Here is a 22,824-nt window from a genome sequence, read left to right as displayed (position 1 = left end):
TATGAATTCAAACCTCTATAATTGCGATGTTTTCAGTATTTCTTTGCCGGAGGGTGGGCGTGGCCTGTCACGCGTTGCCAGTATTCATCGGCCCGCTTCTCAAAAGTCGCGGCATCGCGTGCGTCGCTTTGATAGAATGTTCCTTTAGGGATTGGAGAATACACCTGCTCTACCCAGCCTCTCGGGTCATCATGGGGCAGGCGGTACCCAACGTGACCTAAGGCTTGGGCTCCCTTGTAGTGGGCATCGCGTAAATGCTGGGGTACGGATGCCGCGGGCTGCGTTGCGACATACTGTAGCGCGGCTGAAATCCCGCGGCATGCTGACATCGATTTTGGGGCCCGTGCGATATGTAACGCCGCATGGGCCAGAACGAGCTGCGCCTCCGGGTAGCCGATTTTTTCCACGGCCTGTGCCGCAGCGACTGCTGTCTGGAGGGCGGTGTTATCGGCAAGCCCCACATCTTCGGAGGCGTGAATCATGATCCGTCGTGCAATATAGCGTGGGTCTTCGCCGCCGTGGATCAGGCGTGCCAGCCAGTAAAGCGTGGCATCCGGATCCGAGCCCCGCATGGACTTAACGAACGCTGAGACCACATCATAATGCGCATCTCCCGAGCGATCATGGTTGACGGGGGCTGCGGCATAGAGTTCCTCCAGCATGGCATCCGTGACAGTCACTGTTCCTCGCTCATGCCCCACCGCAAGGCTTTCAAGCGCGGTAAGGGCGCGTCGGGCATCGCCACCAGAGCGACCCGCGATCACCCTGATCTGAGGGGCAGTGAGTGTAATATGGACGCCGCTGTTTTGCAGATGTGTCACGCCACGGCGGACAACCTGTTCCATCTCCTCAATGCTCAGAGGTTCCAGCTTTAGAATTGTAGAGCGCGAGACGAGGGCCGGGGTAAGAACGTGGTAGGGGTTGCCGGTTGTCGCACCAATAAAGTCAGCTGTGCCTTCCTCGCAGATAGCGAGAAGGTCATCAGTCTGGGTTGCTGAAAATCTCTGGACTTCATCAACAAAGATCAACAGAGGCACCATGCGTGCTTCATCAGCCAGCTTGCGGATGTCCGATACCCCTGCGCGTGTCGCATTAAGAGGCCGGAAATTTTTGCCAAGCATAGTGCCGACAGCGCGCGCTATTGAGGTTTTGCCAATGCCCGGAGGCCCATAGAGAATGACGCTTCCCAAAGTGCCTGCTGCAATACGTCGTCGCAGGATTGAACCGGGTGCCACCACGGCAGACTGACCAATGACATCATCCAATGTCGCGGGCCGGAGCTGGGCGGCGAGTGGCAGTTGGCCTATCGGTGTTCCGGTATCAAAAAGGTCGCTCATGTCTTGGTGGCACGCTCTGTAGATAAGATTTTATTTTCCGGCGAAAACCGATGCTTGTCTGGAGGGGTATAACCCGAGTGCCTTTTTCTTTCCATGCCAGGTAGCAAGCTTTGCAACTTGGCCGGAATATAAGCACGCATATCAAGTATGAAACGGATTAAGCTATTTTTCCCACTGGCGCATGGGGTTCGCGTGCGGACGACAGGCGGGTTTTGGGCGGGATCGTTTATGTGATCCGCAACGATCTTCAGAGGAAAGAGGCTCCGAAAGCGTATGGTCCATAGAAGACGTTATACAACCGCTTTATTCGCTGGAACCGCCTGAGTGTCTTTGACCAGATTTTCGTCGTGCTGACAGAACAGAGTGGCCCATCAACGCGATACGTCTCAAGGCGCCCCGAATATCGGCCTCCCTGCTTAAAAAGGGCTTTTTGTCACCATATCAGACGGGTAGAGGGCGGTCTGAACTCAAAGCTCCATGCCGTTTGTGATTGTAAGGAACGACCGGTCCAACTGCATCTGATTGAGCCGCCTTCCTCCTATGTGAATTTCACCATGAATAGCTGACACGACCATAGAAATAGCTTCCGTCCAATCCGTAGGCCGAGGCGTAGCTGTAGTTCGGATTGACCTGAAGGAGGGACTGGGCGCCTTGTGCCAGTTTGCTGAGAGTTTGTGGGCGGTGGTTGAAAACATTATTACCGCCCGCTGAAACCCGGATACGGTTCGGGAAGGTATAGGAAACATCGAAATCCATTAGCCAGGCGGGGGCTACTGTCTGGTCATAAGCGGCGCCCCGATCGCTCCAGAGCTGGGTTTTTGAATAACGCGATATCCTGATGGTTGTACTCCAGTTATCTATGTTCCATGTCCCGCTAAGACGGAGCGTATTCCGAGGATAAATTGCCGTGATATTGCCAATCTGGCTGCGATAGAGCGCCGTGACGCTAGGGCCGAGATTTACGTTTAGTGGATTGACTCTCATGATCTGCTGCTGCTGTTGGTTCATCATGACGGTCCACAGGACGTTTCCTGCGCGTCCGAATGTGCTGAGGTAATGCACCTGAAGGTCGAGCCCCATAGCACGGGTGTGGGCTGCATTCCGCTCGTAAGTATAGCCATAATAACGGCCGTCATTTGGGACGATGCCATTCTGATGAAGGATATTCAGCACGGTCGCGCCCGAAACGCCTGCACCGGAGACGGAGATGGGAACAATCTGGTTAAAAATGTCGATACGATAGGCGTCGAGGGAGATATCGAGCCGTTTCAGAGGCGTGAGAACAAAGCCTACGCTGAAGTTATGAGAGGTTTCGGGCTTCAGAGGCGTGGCACCGAGAGCGCGGGCACCAGCGTTTGTGACGGACGCATAGTTGGTATAGGACTGTACGAGCTGGTTCGTGCTGGGTAGAATGGAATAGAAAAGGGCTGTACTCTGGAAATATTCCTGCTGGAGTGTTGGTGCATGGAAGCCATTGCTGGCTGACCCGCGCAGGGCGATCCAAGGCTTGACCTGATAACGCACGGAAACTTTCCCGCTTAAAGCGTTGCCGAAATCGCTGTATTGTTCATCACGTCCGGACAAGGCAACCGTTATTTTGTTAGTCACTTTCTGTGTCAGGTCGAGATAGAAGGCGCCATTCATGCGCGAATGAGTGCCTGCCTGCGAGAGCGAGGTTGCACCCAGACCAGAGGCGAAGGGAAGTGCCGGGGTAGCATTGGGAAAGACGTAACTGGCGGGGTTGACGTAACCACCATCCCCCCAGGCGGATCGTTCGCCTGCGTCTACTTCATACTGTTGGTATCGATATTCAATGCCAGCTGCGACCTGAAGGGGGGGTTTGAAAAGACCTGTCTGGAATGGACGACGAATATCGAAATCAGCTGTCAATTCAGAATTAGCCAGAGATTGTAAGTGGAAGTTGTGGGGACTGTCAGGACCGAGTGAATTGTTTATGGTGTTCTCGATGCCGATGCTGCTGTCGTTGCGCCCGTAATTGACGCTGCCATCCCAATGCCAGCCGAAGAAGTTGTCTCCTTTCAGGCCGCTTATGAATTGGAAATCATTGTCTTCGGTCGTATCTGTTGGCAAATATCCCTCCGGATAAACGCTCATGATGTTCTGCTGGGAGTTCGACGGTCTGTACCAGGCCGCGACAAAAGATGTCCTATGTGTATAAGTAGCGTTAGAGTAAAATCGGATTTTCTGATTGAGTGGAATTTCAAGGTTGTACGCGATGCTTTGTCGTTCGGATTCCGGCGCACCTGAAATCTGACGGTAACGGTTGCCATTTTCACGTGGGTCCTGGGAACCATCAGTCAGTAGTGGGTACAGTAATACCGGGCTGCCGCCCTGAGTCTTTGGGACGTAACCGCCATAATTTGTGGATTGGTTACCGACAAATTCAGCTGTCAGATTCAGGAAGCCGTTCTGGCCTATCCGGAATCCCTGATTATAATTCAGGTTTCCACCCTTGCCATAATCTCCGAGTGGACCAACGCTTGAACCATACTGGTTGTATCCGACATCCACGGAGCCGCCGTGGTCTGCGGATTTTAGAATGATGTTGACAACCCCGGCGATGGCGTCGGAGCCATACTGTGCAGCCGCGCCATCTTTTAGGATTTCTATGTGATCGACGGCGCTCATCGGAATCATGTCGAGGTCGACAGGAGATTGCCCCTGCATAGCACCCCCATAGAAAACGGAAGACATGGTGTGGCGACGTTTTCCGTTGACCAGTACAAGTGTCTCATTCGCGCCGAGGCCGCGCAGTGACATCGTCTTGGTGGTGAAGCCAAGCTGACCGGGATACCCCGGTGTGTTGCTCGCTGAAGGGTCGAGTGCAACGATGGCGTTTTTCAGGCTGGTCTGGCCTGTTCTCTTCAGATCAGCCGCCGTGAAAATGGCAATAGGCGACATGCTTTTCGATGCCTTGACGGAAGAGCGTGTGCCTGTAACGATTACCGCTTCAGGAGACTGTAAGGTGGTGCTTCGTGCTGTCTGCGCCCAGCCAGCCAGAGGTGGTAGCATGCCGGATGCGAGACTTAACGGTACGGCTACGCGTCTGTTCCATTGGATGATGGAAGATGAAATTCTCATTGCATTTTACCAGAGTTTTATAAAGATATTATGAAAAGATGTTTGTTTCGTTCTGAAATAACAAATGAGATTTTCAAAGAATACAGTTTTCCAACGCTTGTTTCATGTGGCAGGAATTTGCAGACTTTCTCTTAGGTTACGACTTTCATAGGATTGGCGGGTCAGTCCTCTTCGCTGCAGCTCCGGAATGACCAGTTCCACAAAATCATTGATACCATCGGGTGCAGATGTGAACATGATATTAAAACCGTCACAGGCACCAGAATGATACCATTCCTCAATTTCATCGACGATAGATGTTGGGGTGCCTACCAGAAGACGATGCCCGCCGCGCGTAAAATGATGGAGAATGTCTTTGACTGTCGGGCGGGTTTTCCGGATCCAGTCTACAATTAGTGATTGTCGACTTTTGTGGCTGTTGGTTTCCACGATGGAGTCCAGCTCGACCGGTCTGTCTTCAGGCCACTGCGAAAGATCGGTTCCAAGACTGGAATAGGACGAGATGGATCGGAGAACGTCGGCCTTGTCGAGATAGGTCTGATAGCGCTCGAATTTTTCGCGTGCTTCGCTTTCTGTTCTTCCGACAATAGGTGCAAGACCCGGTAGAATGCGGACATGTCGGTCATCACGCCTATAGCGGGCTGCTCTATCAAGAACATCGGAGCGGTAGGCGCGACCGGCGTCCACATCATATTCGGCTGTATAGATGATTTCGCCTATGCGGGCGGCCAGTTCCTTTCCGGCGCCTGACGCGCCGGCCTGTGCAAGAATGGGGGGACGCTGAACAGGGGGCGGAGAATTGAGCGGGCCTGCCACCTGAAAGCAACGCCCTTTATGATTCAAGGGGTGAACGCGGGAAGGGTCGAGCCACACGCCACTTTCCTTATCACGTATAAAAGCCTCTGGTTCGAGGCTTCTCCACAATCCTTTAACGACATCGACAAACTCATGGGCACGTTCATAGCGTAGTGCATGATCGACATGGGAGGCCAGGTTGAAGTTCTCGCCACCTCCTGTGGCCGTGACGACATTCCACCCTGCGCGTCCGCCGCTCAGAACATCAAGCGAGGCGATGCGCCGTGCGATATTATAAGGTTCATTAAAGGTCGTTGAGGCCGTTCCGATTAGGCCGATGTGAGAAGACGTAACGGCCAGTGCACTAAGCAGGGTGAAAGTGTCCCAGCGTGCAAGGGCCGGTGTGCGTGCGATGTGCGAAGGGTCAGGGATGGGGAGGACATTGTCATAAAGAAAAATGGCGTCGAAGCGTCCTTTTTCCAGAGTGGCGACATAGTCACGATATCGTTCAAACGAAAGGTCAGCGTCGATGTCTTCTTCCGGTGCTCGCCAGGCGTCTCCGTTTGTGGCTGAGCCGGTAAAATAGGCTCCGAGAGCGAAGGGCGCGCGTGTGCTGCGTGAAGCGGTCATGATAGAAATACCCTAGAATGCTATGGTTGAATCGGTCACAGCTTTCGCGTTCCATGAACCTGGAATCATTTTTGTTGCAGTCATGAAGTCGGAAACACCCTGCTGTTTCCCAATGATGTCTGGAGTGATGGGTGTAATGGATGCCATCGATGTTCGGACGACTTCGCGTGCGACTGGGAGAGAGAGCCCCGTTTCCCTGCTCCAGGCCACGGCGTAATCTTCTGCGTGGGTCAGTGCCCACCGATGGCCGTCCCTCAGAAGTTTGCTATAGGCGATGATATCGTTTCGCTGGCTCTGAAGTGCTTCGTCTGTAGCAACAACATAGCTCAGACCGCTCATCAGGCGCCCACCATTCACAATTTCCCGTGCCCCGTCATGGATCTTGGCGTCTGCGATATAAGGTCCCCATGTTGCCCAGGCATCGACGTTGCCATTTTGCAAAGCCATTTTTGCAGCTGTGGGGGGAACAAAGACGAAGCGGACATCGCCATCCTGCATTCCAGCGTCACGCAGCGCTGCGAGCGTAAGATAATGTCCTGTCTGGCTTTTCAGTGTGGCGATGGAGAGTCCTTTGAGATCCTGTATGCTGCGGATGGGACTATCCTTGCGAACCACGATTGCAGTCATGGTGCCATCAGTCTGAATGGCCGCTACGGCCTTAATCGGGCTGCCGCCAGCCTGAGCGAAAACGAGAGGCGCGTCGCCGATTACGCCTACATTTACGGCGCCTGCCGTCAGGGCCTGAATCAGCATCGGAGCTCCGGCAAACAGGCTCCACTGCAACGAGACGGGCGACTGGGATGTCAGTCCTGCAGCAGTAATGAGTGCCTGCGCCCCACCTTTTTGATCACCGACATGCAGCGGAGTTGCAGCAAGGGCCTGGGAGCGGGACAGCAGATATGCGCTGGTTGCCGAAGAGAGGCCGGAGAAAAAGACACGACGGCTGAGAAGCATTGGTGATCCTTGTCAAAAACAGAGCATCCGATCTCATCAGGAAAAGAAAACAGCGCAAAATGAGATAGTTTTATCAATGTATTTTGAATTATTTGATTTTCCCTGCCTGTCAGAAAGAGGGATGGGCGGCCGTCTGTCGGTTCTTCTGTGCGTGTTAGGTCAGGCGAGGGAAAGAGGAGAAATACCGGTCTCAAGCTGTTCGAGGATATGAGCGCGCAGTTCCTGAAGGCGTGGATTCTCACGGTGCCGTGGTTCCGGCCAGTCTACATGGATGTCGGCCAGAATGCGGGCAGGTCTCGGACTGAAGACAAGGACGCGCGAGGCGAGAAGCAAGGCTTCTTCCACGTCATGGGTGACCATCAGAGCTGTGAAACCCTGACTCTTCCAGATGCGGAAAAGCTCCGTCTGCATGGCGAACCGGGTTAGGCTGTCGAGCTTTCCGAGGGGTTCGTCAAGAATAAGCAGACGGGGGCTGTTGATCAGGGCGCGTGCCAGCGCCACACGCTGGGCCATGCCGCCAGACAGTTGATGAGGCCACGCCCTGGAGAATTCTTCGAGCCCGACAAGGCGGATAGCTGCCGTGACAGCCTCCGGATTTTTTTCTCCGTGAATATCTGGCCCAAGAGATATGTTGCCGCGGACGGTCCGCCAAGGATAAAGAGTAGGATCCTGAAACATAATGATGCGGCTGGGATGAGGTTCCGTAATGGGCGTACCATCGGCAAGAAGCGTTCCCGCATCCGGAGTTTCGAGCCCCGCGACCAACCGCAAAAGGGTGGACTTTCCGCATCCGGATGGGCCGATCAAAGCCACAAACTCGCCCGGTTCTACATCAAGGCTTACATCGTCCAGAACAGGCCGGGAGCCTGATGGCGTGTCATAGCTGTGATGGAGATGAGATAATGTCAAAGCAAGAGGTGCCTCTCGCTGAGTGGAGTTTACCATTTGAGGCCGTCCTTCTGCCATTTGAGAAGATGGTCTCTGAGCTTGAACAACACTGTCATGAGAGTGGTGCACATCAGGGACATGACGAACAGGGCGGCATACATGTTTGGGTAGGCGGCCCATCCCTGAGCCCATTGCATGTAGAACCCCAGTCCTGATTTAACGCCCAGCATTTCTGCCACGACGAGCATGGCGAAAGACGCGCCTAGCCCCATGAACAGCCCAACAAAAATCTGTGGTGTTGCGGCGGGAAGTGCCACGCGAAGAACCAGAAAGCGATTTTTTGCCCCCATTGTTCTGGCAACATCGTAATAGGCGGGATCGACCGCGGACACGCCGGACCATGTCAGGATAGCGACCGGAAAACCCGCTGCAAGGGCCATGAGAGCCTCACCAGCCCAGCGGGCCGAGGGAATGACGACAAATGCCAGTGGCAGAAGTGCTACAGGCGGTAACGGCCCGATAACCCGCATGACAGGTCGAACCCAGTAACGGACATGCTGAGAGCGCCCCAATGCAACACCAATAATAATCCCGAGAATGGAACCGGGGAGATATCCTCCTGCCAGCAGAAGCAGGGAGTGGAATAGACTGTTTCCAAGGCGTTTCCAGTCAGTCAGAAAGACATCAAGCAGGTCCTGTGGTGTTCCAAAAAATGGTCGTGGAAGAAGCAGGAGCTTTGCCTGCATGAGTTCCCATACGCCCAGGCCTAACCCGAGAACGAAAGCCCACGGCGCGCGGTCTTTCAGTCGGCCCGCTGCTGCGAGAGCGATCAGCACAAGGCCTGTCGCGAGGAGAAAGGCGGCAAGCTGGTTGGTGGCAGGGAAGTCATCCGCATCCGGCCATTTCCATGTTATGAGTGCTGACAGCAGCCATGCGGGTCCTGCGGCCTGACGCCAGAACTGCTTGGGTTTGAAGCGAGTGTTCGTTGTTTCGGCGCCTCCCTCCAAAGCGTTGGAGTTGCCCAGCATAGTCTGCGCGTTGCTCATAAGCTGAACAGGTCCTGCGTGACACGCTGTGCATAGCGTTCAGTGTCCAGAGAGGGGCGAAAAACACCAATCTGCTTGAGCGCTTCTGCATAACGGATAATTTCCTGCCTGAAATTACCGGTTAGTGTCTGGTGGTGATGGCCCTGCATCTGAAGCATGGCCGTCAGATCCTTGATATTTGCTTTAGGGGCATAAGGCTGGAAAATGGTGGCTGCTTCCTCAGTGTTGCAGGCCAGCCAGGCGCCAGCTTCCATGATCGCTCGCGTGACAGCCGCCGCGACTTTTGGCTCATTCCGGATGAGACTACCGCGTAACCCGATGACGCAGCATGTCAGATGAGCCCATTCGCCCTTCATGTTGTTATCAATATCCAAAAGGCCGAACTGGCGCCGCTGCGGATAAGAGAACGGATCGGCATCTGAAATGGCCTGAATGTCTCCACGTTGTAGGGCTAGAGGCAACAGATCGGCTGGAAACTGCTTCCATTGAACATCCGTTTCGGGATCGATCCCGGCTTCTTTCAGGCGAATGCTGAAGAAATTCCGGTCTGGCCCACCAATATCCGTTACTCCAACGGTCTTGCCTTTCAGGTCCACAAGCGTTTTGATTCCAGTAGACGGAGCCGTCATGAGATACATGCAACCAGCGTGCAATCCAGCCACGAGCTTGACGTCAAAACCCTGCTGGAGTGGCTTTAGCCAACGAAGGGCCATGCCCGGTGCTCCATCAGCCTTGCCGGTTGAAAGCGCCTCAAGAAGCTGGTCAGTCGCCCCCGCAAAATTGACGTAATCGACGTCCAGATTGTATTTTTTGAAAAATCCTTTCTCCTTCGCAACGGGAACGGCCGCAGTGCAGATCGAGGCTTCATTCCATGCGATCGTTAGGTTGCGAGGTGGGCGCGGAATGGGTTCGACAGTTACAGGTGCGGTAGCCTGACATGCAGTTTGCGGTCCTCCCATATCCATATGATCCATGGCTTGTGCGAAGGCGCGTCCATACACGCTTAAAGCGGATAGACTTGCCAGAGATCCAGTCAGGATAATACGGCGTGAGGGATGAAACGCATTGGACATTAATAATGACCCTGAAAAATCAGTCAGGCCCGTTTGACGGGCAGAGGGTGAAAATTATGAGAGAACCAGGCAAGTCCCTGTTCGGCGTCTGCGCTGGTAGAAATGGATTTGACGGCACAGAACAGGACATCGTGCGTGCCGGCGCTATGAATGGCGTCAATTTCGCAATCGAGTGTGACAAGGGCGTCTGCGAGCAGCGCTGATCCCGTATCACCAATGACCCAGTTGCCTTGTGCGAATTTTTCATCAGGCGCTACAGAGCGGCTGGAAAAAATTCGCGCCAGATCATGATGAACGGGCGACAGCACACTGATTCCGATGACACCGTTTTGCAGAAACGCCTGATGGGAGCGATTATTACGGTTAAGACACACCAACACGGTGGGTGGCGCATCACTGACACTGCTGATGGCAGAAACTGTTAGTCCCTGACGTCCTCCAGGGCCGTGAGTTGTGACGAGAACCACAGGAGCCCCAAGCAGACTCATGGCCTCTCGAAACTGCTCCTTACTGACACCTGGCGCTTCAAAGGTGTTTTGCGGAAACAGGATTGTGGTGTCATGCAGCATGATAAACACCTTTGTTTTTAAGCCCAAGTGCTGTCAGCACGACTGAAGTTTCGGTTCTGCGCATCCAGTCAGGTGAGATGTCGATAAAGCTCACGGTGCGGCCGGGGCCGAGAACAAGAATGGTGGGTTTTGGAAGTTCCCAGCGTGACGTTCCGTTCAGGGCTTCGCTTCGGTCTCCTTTAGCAATCGCGGCGTCTCGTGCGCTCTCATCAAAGAGATACGTAATGCCCAGAGCGTGAGACAGGGCTAGTTCCGGATCGTTCAGGATCGGGAAAGGTAAGTCATTTCGCGTTCTGATGCTGTCGAGTTCTGGAAAAGGCTGTGAAGAGACTGCGACTAGTGGGATACCTGCGGCTTTCAGAACAGGAGCTAGTGTTTCTGCATAGTAAGGCAGCGCAATATTACACGCGGGACAGCCTGCGAACCTGAAAAAGACCACTACAGCTGGCCCTGCAGACGTCAGGTCATCGAGTGAAATCGTAGTGCCGTCTGCGTCCAAAAGTACATGGGGCGAGAGGACGTCACCTACTTTAACATGCGTTGTCTCGGGCTGGGCCCGGACAAGAGCCTCCCGTTGCGCGATATTTCCAGCCAGCGCCTCAGAAGACCACGTTCTGCGACGTTCGGCCTCAAGGGCTTCATAGCGGCTTTGGAGGGAAGAAGAGAGAGTGTTCATGCTCAATAGACCCTAAGGGTGACCTGACGTCCCTACCATGCGGGAGAACCGGGCATGGTTTCCAAAGAGTTTTTCTTATGTGACAATTTGTGAGTGGTCATTGATCCGCAGTCGCCTCTGTCAGAAGTTCCGCAAGATCCTGCGCAGCTTCGGACAGACCGTTTCTTTGCACCAGAATGGTTTCGATTTCCGGGACTTCTGGCAGGATACCCATTGGTAAAATGGAGAGTCCTTCTGACGTCGCGAAACGACGTGTTCGGCAGCTTGCGCCAAGTCCGCTCCGGACACCAGCACGCATGGCTGGAAGGTGAGGGGTTTCAAGCACGATGCGGTAGTCTCGGCGTGCTTTTGCAAGGGTTCTGAGTGCCGCTTCACGGAACCGGCAAGGTGGCTCGAGAAGGACGAGTGGAATCTCAGATTGATCCAGAACGCCGGGATCTCCAATCCAGACCATTCTGTCCTGCCCAACAATGCGCCAGGAGGAGTTGGGGCGATCTCCGTGCTGACCCAGGCACAGCACGATATCCAGTCGGGAGCGATCAAACATCTCCAGCAGTTCCGTTGATCCGCCAACACGGACCGTCAGTCTGCAACGCGGATGTTCGAGCCGGAAACGCGCCAGAACATCAGGAAGAATGGTGTCGGCAAAATCCTGCACCATACCAATTGTGATCGGTTCCGGCTCTGCAACGTGGCCAAGCTTGTGCATGATCCGGTCATTGAGGGCGAGGAGCTGCCGCGCATAGGCCACGAGTTCCTCTCCCGCTGGTGTGAGAACCAGCTTTCGTCCATCCCGGCGGAAGAGCTTCTGTTGGAGTACATCTTCCAGCCGTTTCATCTGCAGGCTCAGGGCGGATTGAGTGAGGAAGATTGTCTCGGTCGCCTGCGCCATGGAGCCAGCTTCCACAATGGCGACGAAAGACCGCAGAAGTTCAGTTGGAACATTGCGAGCCATGCGCTGGGGAAGGGACGTTTGAGACATAGCAGCGCTCCATGCTGGAGGCATGGTCTATAATTAACCATGCAAAAGTGTGGAATTAATGTTTCTTGCTTGAATTATGACGTAAGAAAATGAGTATATTGTCAATACCACAATCCATTATAGTTTTTTAGGGGCTTCAGTCATGCCTGTGGAATTTATCGGGTTCGTGAACAGCCAGAACCATTCCGAGATTATTCCCCCCACCGGGCCGGTCATTGATCTTGCCCATATCGAAACGACCGCCAAAATCCATGAAAATGGCGGTTTTGATCGGGTGCTGATCGCCTTTCATTCCAATTCACCCGAGAGCATCCTGCTGGCCCAGTATGTCGCTGCAGCCACACGGACGCTGGGCCTGATGGTGGCGCATCGCCCCGGATTTACAGCGCCAACTCTGGCGGCTCGCCAGTTTGCGACGCTGGATCAGATCAGCCGTGGGCGGGCCGCCGTTCATATCATCACGGGCGGGAGTGATACGGAACTTCAGGCTGATGGTGATCACACTGTCAAAGCAGAGCGTTATGCTCGAACCCGCGAATATCTTGAGATTGTGCGTCGGGAATGGAGGAGCCTGGAGCCGTTTGATTACCAAGGCAAGTTCTACACTGTGCGTGGTGCCCAGTCCCGCGTCCTTCCCTATCAGGGGCACGCTATTCCGGTTTACTTCGGTGGGTCTTCGGAAGAAGCGATTGCCGTCGCCGGAGAACAGGCAGACGTTTACGCTCTGTGGGGGGAAACCTACCAGCAGGTTCGGGAAACCGTTTCCCGTGTTCGGGCTGCTGCGGAAAAGGCAGGGCGCAGTAACCTACGATTTTCGCTCTCCCTTAGGCCAATATTGGCTGACACTGAAGAAGCCGCTTGGGCCAAGGCTGATGCCATTCTCGAAAAGGCCAGGGTTCTTCAGGAAAAAACGGGCTACGTCCGCTCTTCCATTATTCCGAATGAAGGGTCCCGCCGTCTGCTGGCTGCGGCCGAGCAAGGCTCAAGGCTGGACAAATGCCTCTGGACGGGCATTGCTGCTCTGACAGGCGCTAAAGGTAACTCCACCTCATTGGTGGGAACCCCGGATCAGGTGGCTGAAGCCCTTCTGGATTACTATCGTCTGGGAATTTCAACCTTTCTGATTCGTGGGTTTGATCCGCTGGGAGATGCCTATGACTATGGACGGGATCTGTTGCCACGTGTTCATGAACTGGTTGCAAAAGAAGACCAGCGTTCTGGCAAGAAGGCCGCCTGAAGCATGGTAAACGCGTCTAATTGGGGGCCCCTTAGCTTCCGGGCGCTCAGCTCCCTTTTTATACGCCTCTCAAAATTCGGCTGGCGCCAGATATTTCCTCGTTCCAGTCAGACGTGATGGCCTGTGTGGGCGCAGCATCGCCCGAAATTTTGAAAATTTCCTTCAGGGGCGACCGCTGGAAGCACGGTTGGATCTGAGGCGTGGATACTGATTTCTCAAGGAAGAACCTATGAGTGCGACACAGTATAACATTTCGTCCCTGCAGGACGTTCGTGCGAGGACGCACCATCTTCAGCCACGCACACCCGCAGCGACGTTTGAGGCGGAGCGGCTTCACCGCAAGCAGCGGCTTGCCGCTACGTTTCGGCTATTTGGGCGATATGGCTTCGATCAGGGGCTTGCAGGCCATGTAACCGCTCGTGATCCTGAGTTCCCGGACCGGTACTGGATCAATCCGCTGGCTGTGCATTTCTCCCAAATCAAGGTTTCTGATCTTCAGCTCGTGGATCATGAAGGAAATATCCTGATCGGGGATCGTCCGATCAATACAGCGGGTTTTACCATTCATTCGGCGCTGCACCGGGCCCGTCCGGATGTGGTCGCTGCGGCGCATACCCACTCTACATACGGCAAGGCGTTTTCTGCATTAGGAACCGAGCTGCTGCCCATCACGCAGGATTCCTGTGCTTTTTACGAGGATCATGCGGTTTTCGACCCTTTTAGCGGCGTGGTACTGGATGACAGTGAAGGTGACCGTCTGGCGGAAACACTGGGCCATCGAAAAGGCCTGATCCTTCAGAATCACGGCCTCCTGACCGCCGGACCAACTGTTGAGGCTGTGGCGTGGTGGTTTCTGGCCATGGACAATGCTGCCCATACTCAGCTTCTGGCGCAGGCCGCCGGGCCACTGAAGCCTATTGCACCGGATATTGCACGGCTGACTGCCAGCCAGGTCGGGACGGCGCAGGGCGCCTATTATTCGTTCCAGCCTTTATGGGACTGGATCGTCGCACTTGAGCCAGATCTGCTTGATTAAAGGACTGCGAGATCAATGACGAATATTGAGCCACTACGGGAGTTTGTTTTCGGATTTACGCGGCTTTTCGAGACACACTCTGACGCTGCGTCACTCCAGAAAGTGGGTGCGGAGCTTCTGAAAACCCTGGTCTCGCGCGATGACTGGTTGCCTGAAACTTATACCCGACCACATCCGGAACGTTACAGCCAGTATCTCCTTCACTGTGATCCATTGGAGCGGTTCTCTGTTGTCAGTTTCGTCTGGGGACCGGGACAGAAAACACCTTTGCACGATCATCGAGTCTGGGGGTTGATCGGGATGCTCCGTGGTAAGGAAAGCGAAACGCAGTTTACGCGCAGGGACGATGGACGTTTTGAAAAAGGAGAAACGGATTTTCTGGAGCCGGGTGAAGTCGCGTTTCTGGCACCAGGGGTGAATGACTATCATCTCGTGGCCAATGCTCTGCCGGACCAGACGTCTATTTCCATCCATGTCTACGGTGCCAATATCGGTGGCGTTTCGCGCGCCGTTTACGACGAGACCAGTGGCATCGAGAAGACTTTTATATCCGGATATTCCAGCGAGGATGTTCCCAATCTTTGGGATCGTTCCAGGAGCAGGGCTGCATGAACCGCATTACACACCTTCTGCCAGTGATCTCTTCGGAAAGCGTAAGGCAGAGTCTCAAAAACGGTGCTGAAATTGCGCTGCTGGATGTGCGTGAAGAAGGACCTTTTGCCTCGGCGCATCCGCTCTTCGCGGTCAATTTGCCCGTTGGGCGTATTGAAGAGCGCATTGCTGGCCTGGTACCGCGCAAAGACGTACCCATTATTGTGTATGATAATGGAGAAGGCCGGGTAACAAAAGCAGTTCACCTGCTTCAGTCTCTTGGATATTCGGCTGTATCGGCACTTGAGGGCGGTCTGGAGGGCTGGAAGCGTTCGGGGGGCGAGATATTCATTGATGTGAACGTCCCATCGAAGGCATTTGGCGAACTTGTTGAGCATGTGCGCCATACACCCTCTTTGCCGGCGCGCGAGGTTCATGACAGGATTAAGCGTGGCGATGATCTTGTCATTCTCGATGCGCGCCGGTTCATTGAATACAATGTTATGGCTATCCCGGGAGGCCGTTCGGTTCCGGGGGGAGAGTTGGTGTTACGGGTTCGGGATATTGCGCCTTCGCCAGAAACAACCGTCATTGTGAATTGCGCGGGACGGACAAGATCCATTATCGGTACGCAGTCTCTCGTCAATGCCGGAATTCCCAATCCGGTTTTTGCGCTTCGAAACGGCACGATTGGCTGGACGCTGGAAGGACTTTCGCTCGAACAGGGCGCTGCTCGCAAAGGAGCAGACGTTTCAGAGCAAAATCATCAGGCGGTCCAAGCTCGCGCGGAGTTGCTGGCAGAGCGGACAGGCGTTCGGCCTGTTACAGTGGAGGGTCTGGAGAGACTTCTGACGGATCCGCAGCGGACTGTTTATCGGCTGGATGTTCGTTCGCCTGAAGAATATGTGGAAGGGCACCTGAAGGGTTTCCGGTCCGCACCGGGCGGCCAGCTTGTTCAGGCGACGGATGAATGGGTGGGCGTGCGGCATGGAACCCTTGTTTTGACAGACAATGATGGGGTTCGAGCCAGAATGACGGCTCACTGGCTCAGGCAGTTGGGGTGGAATGAAGTTTACGTTCTGGAAGAATGGGATGGCCTGCCGTTTGAAACAGGGCAGGAAGCACCTCTGCTTTCAAAGCCCTTGCCTGATGTGGAAATGATTTCTGCTGTAGAACTGCATGATCGTCTTGAGGGCGGCGATATTCTGGTGTTGGATCTTGCTGGCAGTCCGGCCTTCCGGAAAGGACATATTCCGGGGGCGCGGTTCGTGATCCGGCCGGTTCCGGTGTCTCATCCGACAATTCGCGAAGCCAGAGAGATCGTTCTGGTGTCCCCGAATGGTATAGCAGCTTATCTGGCTGCGGCGGACCTTGTCGGCGGAAGTTGTCGGGTTCGTGCTTTGAAGGGCGGTACGGAAGCCTGGCAGGCGACTGGGTATGCGCTTGAAACAGGGCTGGACGAGGTGCAGGCCTTTTCGACACCGGATGATGTTTACAAACGGCCTTACGAGGGTACGGATAATGCAGTAGAGGCTATGCAGGCCTATCTGGACTGGGAGTACGGACTGGTTGCTCAGCTTGAGAAAGATGGAACCCATGGTTTCAGAGTTCTGGAAAACATCTGACGGCCCTTTTCCTCTCTAAACCTTCAGTGCTTCGCACCCTGCGGCCAGCAGGGCACTGTCAGCCTGTGGCGTGTGAATGCGGCCGCACAGGACATTGCGGTAATGTCGTTCAAGTGGGTTATCCTGACTCAGACCGGGATTGCCTATGGCGGCAACCGCTTTACTGACGGCTGCAATGGCATTTTCCGTGATGACCTGTTTGGCCAGTCCAGCGGTGGTATCGGTGTCTGCGCCTTGTTCCGTAAGCGTGATCGTATGGTTAATCAAAGCTTCATTGGACAAAAGCAGGGCATCGATTTCTCCTAGCAGGATCTGAAAACGAGGCAGCCTTGCCAGAGACGTTCCTAGGTTGGAGGGTTTACGGCTGTGAAGAAACGCCACCAGCCAGTTCCGTGCAGTAATGGCTATGCCGTTATAGAGGCCAGCTATGACAACCGCATGTCAACTTGCAATCGCGATTGGAACATTCTCTTTTGCGAGAGGGGACGCCAAAAGGCCAATATAGCGTTTCGGAATCTCCACATTATCAAAAATGATGGTGTGACTTCCGGTGGCGCGCATTCCAAGCTGATGCCAGCTTTTCTCGATACGCACACCTTTCAGGTCGAGCGGAACGAGGACCGGTCCGACTTTGGGTTCGGTATCATTTGTTTTAGCCCAGACAATGCCCCATTGAAGGGCTGTCGAGCCTGTCGAGAAGATCTTGCGACCGGAAATGCGCCATGTCGAACCGTTTCGGCTGACAGTCGTGTCGGGTAGGCCACCACGAGCCGGTGTGCCGAGTTCCGGCTCCACGCGCAGCGTGTTGATGAGAGCGCCTTCCTGACGAATGCTCTCGAACAGTTCCTGCTTTACCTCGTCTGACCATTGAGATGACTGTGCAAAGGTAGCGGATTGCAGATACTGCATGGCCAGAATAAGAGCGGTTGATGGATCGCCCTGTGCAAGACGGCTGATGATCTCCGTCACAGTACGAAGGGAAATATCCTCTCCCCCCGCCGTTTTTGGCAATGCCAGAGTGAGGAAACCTGCTTCATGAAGATCATGCAGGTTCTCGACCGCGATACTGCCGCTGCGGTCATAGCGTGGTGCACGCTCGGCAAAGACCTGAACCAGTTCGTCGAGGGCTTTGTCCGTAGCCGTGGTGCTGGTTGTGGGGGGAAATTGATTGTCATCCATAACGGTTCTCCGTTTTTCCTCAATCCTGCAGATAACAGAACGTATTTATTGTGAGGGGGAAACTGTCAGATCGAAAGCATCTTCCAGCTTCCCTGCATCTCTCAGAAAACCGCCGGAACGATAGGCGTCCAGCGTCGTCTGTTCCTGCTGAATGACCTTTGGCGTCAAAGGCGCCGGAGCGGCGATGAGGTGTTTAGCTACGACCGTTGCGACCGGAAGGGGCAGGCCGGTCTGGCGGCCCAGAATGGCTGCGTATTCAGCTTGATGCTCTGTTCCCCACGCGTAGGCCGCCGTCATTCGTTTATAGAAATCTGCAAGTCGCACGTGTTTTGTTGCCAGAGCCTTGTTAGTGGCAACAAAGAAACTGTTGTTGGGCATGACGTTCCGACCATCCACAATGTTGTGTGCGTGGCTTTGGACGACCGCCAGCGAGACATACGGCTCCCATGTGGACCAGGCATCAATCTGTTTCGTATCAAGGGCAGCCTTGGCCTGAGCAGGTGCCAGAAAAACGATATGAGGAGTGGGGGCAGGAATGGCGCCTGTCGCAATCAGGCGTAGAAGCAGCAAATGGCCAATCGAGCCTTTGCCCGTTCCAATCCTTTTGCCTGACAGGTCCGCCGCGTTGTGAATGGGCGATGAGGTCGTCGTGATTACAGCGGTCGACTCTCCGCCTCCTCTGGGGGGAACAAGAAAGGCGGCTTTGATGGGCAGATTAGCTCCCCATGCAAAAAGGAAGGGGCCGTCTCCTGCAATTCCTGTATCCACTGCGTTTGCCGCAAGCGCCTGCAAAAGGGGAGCAGCGGCTTCAAATTCGGTCCATTGAAGAGTGTAGGAAAGATTTTTATCCTGTCCGGCGGCCTCAAGAAGGGCCTTCTGCTGTCCTTTCTGATCAGCGACGATCAGGGTATCTTCTGCGTGGGCAAAAGAGATTGTCCAAAAAAGTGCCGCCACAAAGGACAGGAGTTTTCTTACAGAGGCCATAAAAATTAACTCGTTCAAATCTGGGAACCGACCCTGCATAAACAGGAAAGCCCTCAGCCTGATGGCATATCTGCTGAGGAACAATTAAATCACGTTAAACATTGATATTTAAAATATTCACCTGACATCTGCGCGTAGAATAGAGAAGGTAGGCACCTAATGTTGCCTGTGAGAGGACCCGCGATGTCAGACGCCATCACGCTGACTGGACTGTACAAGACTGCTGAATCCAGAGGGAAAACCCAGAGTTTGAGAGCGCTTGTCTCCTCCATAAGGCGTTACATGTCTCCCGTTGCGCTGGTTTGTCTCTGGCAGGTTGCGTGCTCTTTAGGGGTTCTTTCGACGCGGCTCGTGGCGTCGCCGATCCAGATTGTCGTGACGGGCTGGACACTAGTGCATGACGGAACGCTTCCTTTCAATCTTGGAGTATCGCTTCTGCGGGCAGGAAGTGGTCTGGGGGTGGCGATTACCTTAGGCGTGGTGCTGGCGTTGATTTCAGGTTTGTCCCGTATTGGGGAGGACGTTGTTGATGCGCCTCTGCAAGTCTTGCGGACTTTGCCTGCTCTGGCGCTTGTGCCGCTATTTATCCTGTGGTTCGGAATTGGTGAGACACCCAAGATCCTGCTTGTTGCGCTAGGTGCGACGTTTCCGATCTATTTGAATCTGCATAAAGGGATCCGATCCATTGATCCTAAGCTTGTGGAAATGGCGTCTACGCTGGGTCTTTCACGGTGGCAGACGATCCGGGACGTGTTTCTTCCCGGAGCATTGCCAGATTTCCTGACAGGACTGCGTTACGCCGTTGGCGTGTCCTGGCTGATGCTGGTCGTCGCCGAGCAGGTGAATGCGGAAAGCGGTATCGGGCACATGATGATGGACGCTCAGGATTTCCTGCGTACGGATATCATTCTTGTAGGTCTTCTCGTTTACGGTGTGCTGGGCCTGATATCCGATCAGATTGTCCGTTTTCTCGAAAGCACTCTGCTGGCCTGGCGCCCAGATGGACGAAAAGGGCGTAAGGCATGACCTCCACACATTCTTATTCTGAAGCTGATCCCGGTACGGCCGTGATCGTGGAACAGCTCACGCGACGGTTCAACAATGGTCCTCCTGTTCTGAATAGACTGGATCTGGCGATTGCTCCCGGTGAGTTTGTTGCTCTGCTGGGGCATAGCGGATCGGGCAAATCAACCCTGTTGAGAACCCTGGCCGGGCTTGATCCCGTGACCGACGGGGCCGTAACCAGACCGCGTAAAGTCTCGGTTGTGTTTCAGGAACACCGGCTTCTCCCGTGGAAACGTGTGTGGAAGAATATTGTGCTGGGGCAGGAAGACAAAGGTATCCGGCAGCGGGCGGAAACCGTTCTGGAGGAGGTCGGACTATCTCATCGTAGCAATGCATGGCCGCTTACGCTCTCGGGTGGAGAAGCGCAGCGCGCGGCGCTTGCCCGAGCCCTTGTGAGGGAGCCGGCCTTTCTGATGCTGGATGAACCGTTCGCTGCTCTGGACGCACTGACGCGGTTAAAGATGCAGAAACTGGTGGCTGATTTGTGGAAGAAGCATGGGTGTGCGGTTCTGCTTGTGACACATGATGTGGACGAGGCGCTTCTTCTTGCTGACCGTGCGGTGGTACTTGAACGGGGGCGTATTCGTGTGGATGTTCCCATTACCATACCGCGCCCTCGGCGGCATGCCGATCCAGGGTTCGAAGGGCTACGTAGTCTGTTACTTGATGCACTGGGCGTACATACCGCGTGAGTTTGTATTTCGGATAAGGCTAATTTCATGACAACTGCTCCCGACCGCGCGCCGGATTCTGCTGTCCTGCCAGTTATTCTCGATAGATGGTCTCCGCGAGCTTATCAGCCGACGGATATTGATCTGAAAGATCTGCTCGGATTTCTGGATGCGGGGCGCTGGGCACCCTCGGCCTATAATATCCAGCCGTGGCGTTTTATTCATGGCCGCCGGAATACTCCGGATTGGGACCGGTTTCTTTCATGGCTGATCCCATTCAATCGGAGCTGGGCGGAAAATGCTTCAGCAGTCGTGTATATCGTTTCCAGAACGATTACGATTTCAAGCAGGACGGGAGAACCTTCTTTATTGCCCACCCATGCTTTTGATGCAGGTGCAGCGGCTGTTCTTATACAGCTTCAGGCTTCACAAGCCGGATGGGCGGTTCATCCGATCAGTGGTTTTGACCATGATTTGGCCCATGCGGGACTGGAGCTCCCGGAAGATTATCAGCTACATGCGGCTCTTGTAATTGGCCGCCAGGCGGATGCTGCAACCTTATCGGAGGAATTGCGTGAACGCGAACAGCCATCCAGTCGGCTGCCAATTGAAAAAATCGCATTTGAAGGACGTTTCAGGCCGGACGATCTGTAAGGCTTCCGCTATAGCATTCTGTTTTGTGATAACTAGTAGTGCTTTTCCTTTACCAGGAAAGGCGCTTTGCGGTGTCTTCCCGCTATGATGGCCGTTTCTACTATAGCCGTCACGCGCAGAGTTCCATTCATCCCCAAGGCCTGTCAGTTTTCTTCCTTGGAACGTCTCTTGAGGTTCTTGACGTTCCAGGGAAGCATACAGCTGTGTGTGCGACGGGGAGAGAAACGCTGGAGGCAACATGCGCGATTGCCAGCCCGGTATGACCCTCAGCCGCGCGTTATGGGGGTAAATCAGTTTTCCCTTGTCGTTGCCGTGGGTTATTGCGGATACGGAAGGTGTGACTCGGCAGCAACCGGAGAGGCCGCTCCGCCTGCCTCGGCCGTTATAGCCCGAGATTCTCTCGCAAGGTCGTACCGGCATAGTCGCTTCGGATCACGCCACGTTCACGCAGGATAGGAAAGACCGTGTGCACAAGGCGCTGGAACTGGGAAGGATGTTCCAGATAGATATTGACCGCGTCGAACGCGCCATTTTCAAACCACTCCGTAATCGCGTTCGCCACGGTGAGAGCAGATCCAACAAAGGGCGACATGCCTCTGCCTACCCCAGCCGCCTGGTTTTTCTCCCGCATGGATTCAATGACCTGACGCAGCGTAAGAGCATTGTCCTCGGCGTGTTCGACAATTTTTCGCGCGCTGGTGTACCAGCTCCGTTCGGCATATTTCAGGACATCGGGAGGAAAAGGCAGATCGGGGTCATAACGGGTAAAATCATGCCAGCCGAACAGGCGGCCAAATTCGCCGAGTGCCTGCGCGAAACTGTGATCATGCTCATCATAGTAGTGTGCAATTTCCGCAGCGTGCTCGTCGGTATCGCCGATGATGAACTTGATCCCCGGTGCAACGAGCAGGCTGTCGGCCTCGCGGCCCGCTTTTTCGGCGCGAGTTCTCAGATCATTTCTGAATTCCCTCGTCTTTTCCAGCGTGGTGGCATGCGTGAAGATGACGTCGGCGTAGCGTGCTCCGAGTTCGCGCCCCGGTTCTGAATCACCGGCCTGGAAGATGATTGGCTCGCCCTGCGGCGAACGCTCGATATTGAGCGGGCCGACAACGCTAAAATATTCTCCCTTGTGATTCAGTGTGTGCAGCTTGGAGGGGTCGAGGAACTGCTTCCGTTCGCGGTCTCGCGGCAGGGCGCCTTCTTCGTAGGAACGCCACAATCCCCGCACGACATCGATGCTCTCTGCCGCCCGCGCATGGCGGGTTTCGTAATCATAATGTTCTTCGAGGCTGAAATTTCCTGCGGTGCCGGCATCACCAGTCGTGACCACATTCCAGCCGGCCCTGCCGCGGCTGATCAGATCCAGCGATGCAAGGCGGCGGGCGATATTGAACGGATCGTTGTAGGAGGTACTGAGTGTGCCTCCCAGGCCGATATTCTTCGTCACGACGGCGAGTGCCGAGAGCAAAGTCAGGGGCTCCAGACGGCTTAGGTAATGAGGTGGTGAGTTGGGTGTGATGAACTGGCTGTCGACGATGAAGATCCAGTCGAACTTAGCCGCCTCAGCTTGTCTTGCTATGTCGATATACCAGTCGATATTGACGCTGGCATCCGTGGGGATATCCGGGTCCAGCCAGCGATTATAGGTTCCGGGGCCGCCGACGCCGGTGGGTACGATGCCGAGTTTGAGTTGCTTTTTCGTCATAGTTTTCTCCATTTGGGCGGGTGGT

Annotated in this window: 20 protein-coding genes and 1 pseudogene; 8 read left to right on the top strand and 13 right to left on the bottom strand. The window is 54.6% G+C overall.

All coding sequences use genetic code 11. From position 1 onward, the window contains the following. Nucleotides 1-32: 32 nt before the first annotated feature. Together AD930_RS15245 and AD930_RS15240 are read right to left on the bottom strand one after the other, a co-directional pair. Nucleotides 33-1,337 carry a replication-associated recombination protein A gene (locus tag AD930_RS15245; protein WP_061506913.1) on the bottom strand — a complete coding sequence of 435 codons (1,305 nt, stop codon included), beginning with the start codon at nt 1,335-1,337 and terminating at the stop codon, nt 33-35. A gap of 549 nt (nt 1,338-1,886) precedes the next feature. Beyond that, on the bottom strand, nt 1,887-4,259 hold the full coding sequence (locus AD930_RS15240; protein WP_244150626.1) for a TonB-dependent receptor plug domain-containing protein: 2,373 nt from the start codon (nt 4,257-4,259) through the stop codon (nt 1,887-1,889). On the opposite strand from AD930_RS15240, the gene AD930_RS18385 reads away from it, so the two are divergent. Next, nucleotides 4,258-4,473, top strand: a complete 216-nt coding sequence (locus tag AD930_RS18385) for a hypothetical protein (protein WP_244150625.1) — start codon at nt 4,258-4,260, stop codon at nt 4,471-4,473. The genes AD930_RS15240 and AD930_RS18385 overlap by 2 nt on opposite strands. Nucleotides 4,474-4,541: 68 nt before the next feature. On the opposite strand, the gene AD930_RS15235 is transcribed toward AD930_RS18385, so the two are convergent. The 8 genes from AD930_RS15235 to AD930_RS15200 form a co-directional block, all read right to left on the bottom strand. Then, on the bottom strand, nt 4,542-5,864 hold the full coding sequence (locus AD930_RS15235; RefSeq protein WP_061506911.1) for an NtaA/DmoA family FMN-dependent monooxygenase: 1,323 nt from the start codon (nt 5,862-5,864) through the stop codon (nt 4,542-4,544). 12 nt (nt 5,865-5,876) lie between these two features. Further along, entirely contained in the window at nt 5,877-6,818 is a 942-nt protein-coding gene (locus AD930_RS15230) for an ABC transporter substrate-binding protein (protein ID WP_061506910.1), read from the bottom strand. 159 nt (nt 6,819-6,977) lie between these two features. Next, complete coding sequence (locus AD930_RS15225; protein WP_061506909.1) at nt 6,978-7,763, bottom strand: ABC transporter ATP-binding protein; 786 nt, start codon at nt 7,761-7,763, stop codon at nt 6,978-6,980. Further along, the gene (locus AD930_RS15220) at nt 7,757-8,752 is read right to left on the bottom strand and encodes an ABC transporter permease (RefSeq protein WP_061506908.1); all 996 of its coding nucleotides are present in this window, start codon (nt 8,750-8,752) and stop codon (nt 7,757-7,759) included. Before AD930_RS15220 ends, AD930_RS15225 begins: the two co-directional genes overlap by 7 nt. Further along, nucleotides 8,749-9,825 carry an ABC transporter substrate-binding protein gene (locus AD930_RS15215; RefSeq protein ID WP_061506907.1) on the bottom strand — a complete coding sequence of 359 codons (1,077 nt, stop codon included), beginning with the start codon at nt 9,823-9,825 and terminating at the stop codon, nt 8,749-8,751. The genes AD930_RS15220 and AD930_RS15215 overlap by 4 nt, the downstream gene beginning before the upstream one ends. A 23-nt stretch (nt 9,826-9,848) precedes the next feature. Continuing rightward, complete coding sequence (locus AD930_RS15210; RefSeq protein WP_061506906.1) at nt 9,849-10,394, bottom strand: flavin reductase; 546 nt, start codon at nt 10,392-10,394, stop codon at nt 9,849-9,851. Beyond that, on the bottom strand, nt 10,384-11,070 hold the full coding sequence (locus AD930_RS15205) for a peroxiredoxin-like family protein (protein WP_061506905.1): 687 nt from the start codon (nt 11,068-11,070) through the stop codon (nt 10,384-10,386). Before AD930_RS15205 ends, AD930_RS15210 begins: the two co-directional genes overlap by 11 nt. Nucleotides 11,071-11,167: 97 nt before the next feature. Beyond that, complete coding sequence (locus AD930_RS15200) at nt 11,168-12,052, bottom strand: LysR substrate-binding domain-containing protein (protein WP_061506904.1); 885 nt, start codon at nt 12,050-12,052, stop codon at nt 11,168-11,170. A gap of 142 nt (nt 12,053-12,194) precedes the next feature. Between AD930_RS15200 and AD930_RS15195 the strand changes: the two genes are divergently transcribed. The 4 genes from AD930_RS15195 (at nt 12,195) to AD930_RS15180 (ending at nt 16,541) form a co-directional block, all read left to right on the top strand. Then, the gene (locus AD930_RS15195) at nt 12,195-13,289 is read left to right on the top strand and encodes an LLM class flavin-dependent oxidoreductase (RefSeq protein WP_061506903.1); all 1,095 of its coding nucleotides are present in this window, start codon (nt 12,195-12,197) and stop codon (nt 13,287-13,289) included. A gap of 229 nt (nt 13,290-13,518) precedes the next feature. Beyond that, a complete protein-coding gene (locus AD930_RS15190; protein WP_061506902.1) occupies nt 13,519-14,325 on the top strand; it encodes a class II aldolase/adducin family protein in 807 nt (268 codons plus the stop codon). Nucleotides 14,326-14,340: 15 nt separating this feature from the next. Beyond that, nucleotides 14,341-14,937, top strand: coding sequence for a cysteine dioxygenase family protein (locus tag AD930_RS15185; protein WP_061506901.1), 597 nt, complete (start codon nt 14,341-14,343; stop codon nt 14,935-14,937). Continuing rightward, entirely contained in the window at nt 14,934-16,541 is a 1,608-nt protein-coding gene (locus tag AD930_RS15180; protein WP_061506900.1) for a rhodanese-like domain-containing protein, read from the top strand. The genes AD930_RS15185 and AD930_RS15180 overlap by 4 nt, the downstream gene beginning before the upstream one ends. 15 nt (nt 16,542-16,556) lie before the next feature. Here AD930_RS15180 and AD930_RS18530 read toward each other — a convergent pair. Then, a pseudogene (locus AD930_RS18530) lies at nt 16,557-17,720 on the bottom strand (acyl-CoA dehydrogenase family protein). Nucleotides 17,721-17,765: 45 nt separating this feature from the next. Then, entirely contained in the window at nt 17,766-18,704 is a 939-nt protein-coding gene (locus AD930_RS15170; protein WP_061506899.1) for an ABC transporter substrate-binding protein, read from the bottom strand. 183 nt (nt 18,705-18,887) lie between these two features. Between AD930_RS15170 and AD930_RS15165 the strand changes: the two genes are divergently transcribed. Genes AD930_RS15165 through AD930_RS15155 form a run of 3 tightly spaced genes read left to right on the top strand, consistent with a single transcriptional unit; the run spans nt 18,888 to nt 21,094 of the window. Continuing rightward, nucleotides 18,888-19,730: an ABC transporter permease gene (locus AD930_RS15165; RefSeq protein WP_061506898.1), complete on the top strand. Its 843-nt coding sequence runs from the start codon at nt 18,888-18,890 to the stop codon at nt 19,728-19,730. Further along, complete coding sequence (locus tag AD930_RS15160; protein WP_061506897.1) at nt 19,727-20,461, top strand: ABC transporter ATP-binding protein; 735 nt, start codon at nt 19,727-19,729, stop codon at nt 20,459-20,461. The genes AD930_RS15165 and AD930_RS15160 overlap by 4 nt, the downstream gene beginning before the upstream one ends. A 27-nt stretch (nt 20,462-20,488) precedes the next feature. Beyond that, complete coding sequence (locus tag AD930_RS15155) at nt 20,489-21,094, top strand: nitroreductase family protein (RefSeq protein ID WP_061506896.1); 606 nt, start codon at nt 20,489-20,491, stop codon at nt 21,092-21,094. 382 nt (nt 21,095-21,476) lie between these two features. Here AD930_RS15155 and AD930_RS15150 read toward each other — a convergent pair whose 3' ends face one another. Next, nucleotides 21,477-22,799, bottom strand: coding sequence for an NtaA/DmoA family FMN-dependent monooxygenase (locus AD930_RS15150; RefSeq protein WP_061506895.1), 1,323 nt, complete (start codon nt 22,797-22,799; stop codon nt 21,477-21,479). Nucleotides 22,800-22,824: the final 25 nt, after the last annotated feature.

It is taken from the genome of Acetobacter malorum (assembly GCF_001580615.1).
GTDB lineage: Bacteria > Pseudomonadota > Alphaproteobacteria > Acetobacterales > Acetobacteraceae > Acetobacter > Acetobacter malorum.
Note: the sequence above shows the minus strand (reverse complement) of the source record. Positions and strands in the feature narration are given on the sequence as shown.

Bases quoted from the DNA above. Each gene is read 5' to 3' on its own strand.
- AD930_RS15245 (WP_061506913.1), bottom strand. From the start codon at position 1,337: ATGAGCGACCTTTTTGATACCGGAACACCGATAGGCCAACTGCCACTC.
- AD930_RS18385 (WP_244150625.1), top strand. From the start codon at position 4,258: ATGCTTTTCGATGCCTTGACGGAAGAGCGTGTGCCTGTAACGATTACC.
- AD930_RS15240 (WP_244150626.1), bottom strand. From the start codon at position 4,259: ATGTCGCCTATTGCCATTTTCACGGCGGCTGATCTGAAGAGAACAGGC.
- AD930_RS15235 (WP_061506911.1), bottom strand. From the start codon at position 5,864: ATGACCGCTTCACGCAGCACACGCGCGCCCTTCGCTCTCGGAGCCTAT.
- AD930_RS15230 (WP_061506910.1), bottom strand. From the start codon at position 6,818: ATGCTTCTCAGCCGTCGTGTCTTTTTCTCCGGCCTCTCTTCGGCAACC.
- AD930_RS15225 (WP_061506909.1), bottom strand. From the start codon at position 7,763: ATGGTAAACTCCACTCAGCGAGAGGCACCTCTTGCTTTGACATTATCT.
- AD930_RS15220 (WP_061506908.1), bottom strand. From the start codon at position 8,752: ATGAGCAACGCGCAGACTATGCTGGGCAACTCCAACGCTTTGGAGGGA.
- AD930_RS15215 (WP_061506907.1), bottom strand. From the start codon at position 9,825: ATGTCCAATGCGTTTCATCCCTCACGCCGTATTATCCTGACTGGATCT.
- AD930_RS15210 (WP_061506906.1), bottom strand. From the start codon at position 10,394: ATGCTGCATGACACCACAATCCTGTTTCCGCAAAACACCTTTGAAGCG.
- AD930_RS15205 (WP_061506905.1), bottom strand. From the start codon at position 11,070: ATGAACACTCTCTCTTCTTCCCTCCAAAGCCGCTATGAAGCCCTTGAG.
- AD930_RS15200 (WP_061506904.1), bottom strand. From the start codon at position 12,052: ATGTCTCAAACGTCCCTTCCCCAGCGCATGGCTCGCAATGTTCCAACT.
- AD930_RS15195 (WP_061506903.1), top strand. From the start codon at position 12,195: ATGCCTGTGGAATTTATCGGGTTCGTGAACAGCCAGAACCATTCCGAG.
- AD930_RS15190 (WP_061506902.1), top strand. From the start codon at position 13,519: ATGAGTGCGACACAGTATAACATTTCGTCCCTGCAGGACGTTCGTGCG.
- AD930_RS15185 (WP_061506901.1), top strand. From the start codon at position 14,341: ATGACGAATATTGAGCCACTACGGGAGTTTGTTTTCGGATTTACGCGG.
- AD930_RS15180 (WP_061506900.1), top strand. From the start codon at position 14,934: ATGAACCGCATTACACACCTTCTGCCAGTGATCTCTTCGGAAAGCGTA.
- AD930_RS15170 (WP_061506899.1), bottom strand. From the start codon at position 18,704: ATGGCCTCTGTAAGAAAACTCCTGTCCTTTGTGGCGGCACTTTTTTGG.
- AD930_RS15165 (WP_061506898.1), top strand. From the start codon at position 18,888: ATGTCAGACGCCATCACGCTGACTGGACTGTACAAGACTGCTGAATCC.
- AD930_RS15160 (WP_061506897.1), top strand. From the start codon at position 19,727: ATGACCTCCACACATTCTTATTCTGAAGCTGATCCCGGTACGGCCGTG.
- AD930_RS15155 (WP_061506896.1), top strand. From the start codon at position 20,489: ATGACAACTGCTCCCGACCGCGCGCCGGATTCTGCTGTCCTGCCAGTT.
- AD930_RS15150 (WP_061506895.1), bottom strand. From the start codon at position 22,799: ATGACGAAAAAGCAACTCAAACTCGGCATCGTACCCACCGGCGTCGGC.